The following is a 1,837-nucleotide window of genomic DNA, read 5'->3' on the forward strand; positions in this document are numbered from 1 at the left end:
TTTCACGAGTTCCCGGGCATGAATTTCGACGTCCGCCGCGGTGCCTTGCATCCCGGAAGACGGCTGGTGAATCATGATCTTGGAGTTGGCGAGTGCAACGCGCATGCCCGGCTCGCCGGCCGCCAGCAGGAAGCTGCCCATCGATGCCGCAAAGCCGACACAGACCGTGCCGACGCGCGGCCGAATATATTGCATGGTGTCGTGGATCGCCATTCCGGCCGTCACCGATCCGCCCGGCGAATTGATATACATATAAATGTCTTTTTTCGGATTTTCCGATTCCAGGAACAGGAGCTGCGCCGTGATCAGCGCGGCCATCCCGTCTTCCACCGGCCCGGTCAGAAATATGATGCGGTCGCGCAGGAGTCGCGAGAAAATGTCAAAACTGCGCTCGCCGCGATTGGATTGCTCGATGACGATGGGAACGAGCGCGTTGTCGATGGGGTCGTGCATTGAAGGCCTTTCCGGGAGAATGTCTGCCGCCAACATTGCGACTTCTCGCGCGGGCTTCAAGAGGCTTGGTGCGAACTTCCCGATTGCGGGGCGGAAAAGCTCAGATATGCGAGCCTGCGCAATTCGCGCCGACCGCGAACGACAGTGTCGAGGATTAGGCCAGCGAACAGGTTGAGCGATGCGAGGATCATCAGCCCGGTCGACAGGATGGCCGTAGGGAAACGCGGTACCAGTCCAGTCTGCACATAGGTGATCGCAAGCGGGATCGCGAGGATGATCGCGGCGAGCGCAAGAACGCCCGCAATGGCGCCGAAGAACAGCACGGGCCGCTCCATGCGGAACAGCGTGGCCATCGTGTTGAGAATGCGGAAGCCGTCGCGATAGGTCGAGAGCTTGGACTCCGAACCCTCGGGCCGCGCGCTATATTCGGTTACCTCTTCGGCGACCGGCATTTTGAGCTCGAGCGCATGGACGCTGATCTCGGTCTCGATCTCGAACCCTTGCGACAGCACCGGAAAACTCTTCACGAACCGGCGCGAAAAGACGCGGTAGCCGGACAGGATATCGTTGAACGTCCGGCCGAATAGACGCGCCAGTATGCCGGTCAGCAGCGCATTGCCCCAGCGATGGCCGCTGCGATAGGCGGCCTCAACCTCAGTCTTGCGCGCGCCGACGACCATGTCGAGCTGTTCGTCGATCAGGCGCCGGACGAGACGCGGCGCGGCGGCGGCCTCATAGGTCGCGTCGCCATCGGCCATGATGTAGATGTCGGCTTCGACATCGGCGAACATGCGCCGTACGACATGGCCCTTGCCCTGCATTTTTTCGCTGCGGACGATGGCGCCGGCGGCGCCCGCCACCTCGGCGGTACGATCAGAACTGTTATTGTCGTAGACGTAAATATCGGCCCGGGGCAGCGCTTTGCGGAAATCGGCAACCGTCTGCGCGATCGCCGCTTCCTCGTTATAACATGGCAGGATGACCGCGATACTCGGCGCCGCCGCGAAGGGCGATGCCACTTCGCGCTCTGCCACGAATTCGCTGATATGTTCCATTGCCCGTCCCTGGCTGTGCCCGTGATGGCACCGCTTCTAGGCAGGCAATGGTTAACAAGACGTTCGGAAATCGCCGTTTCCGGCCGAAAATCAGCTTTCGGAGGATGACGCCTTTTTCGCGGCAGGCTTCTTCGCAGCAGGCTTTTTGGCTGCAGCTTTCTTGGCCGGAGCCTTTTTCGCCGCTGCCGTCGATTTCTTGGCGGCAGGCTTTTTGGCAGGGCTCTTTTTCGCCGCGGGCTTCTTCGCCGGACTCTTTTTGGCCGCGGTCTTGCGCGCCGCGGGCTTCTTGGCTGCCGGTTTCGGTGTCTCGTCCTCTTCCGACTCGATCG

At 61.2% G+C, this 1,837-nt stretch carries 3 protein-coding genes; all 3 read right to left on the minus strand.

What is annotated here, in order from left to right:
• The coding region (locus ACTS1Z_RS03315) for an ATP-dependent Clp protease proteolytic subunit (protein WP_442623012.1) at nucleotides 1–453 on the minus strand (453 nt) is incomplete at its 3' end.
• Nucleotides 454–509: 56 nt separating this feature from the next.
• The gene (locus ACTS1Z_RS03320; protein WP_442623013.1) at nucleotides 510–1,508 is read right to left on the minus strand and encodes a glycosyltransferase family 2 protein; all 999 of its coding nucleotides are present in this window, start codon (nucleotides 1,506–1,508) and stop codon (nucleotides 510–512) included.
• Nucleotides 1,509–1,598: 90 nt separating this feature from the next.
• A partial coding sequence (locus tag ACTS1Z_RS03325) for a hypothetical protein (RefSeq protein WP_442623014.1) occupies nucleotides 1,599–1,837 on the minus strand: 239 nt, incomplete at its 5' end.

Source organism: Parasphingopyxis sp. (genome assembly GCF_052168295.1).
GTDB lineage: Bacteria > Pseudomonadota > Alphaproteobacteria > Sphingomonadales > Sphingomonadaceae > Parasphingopyxis.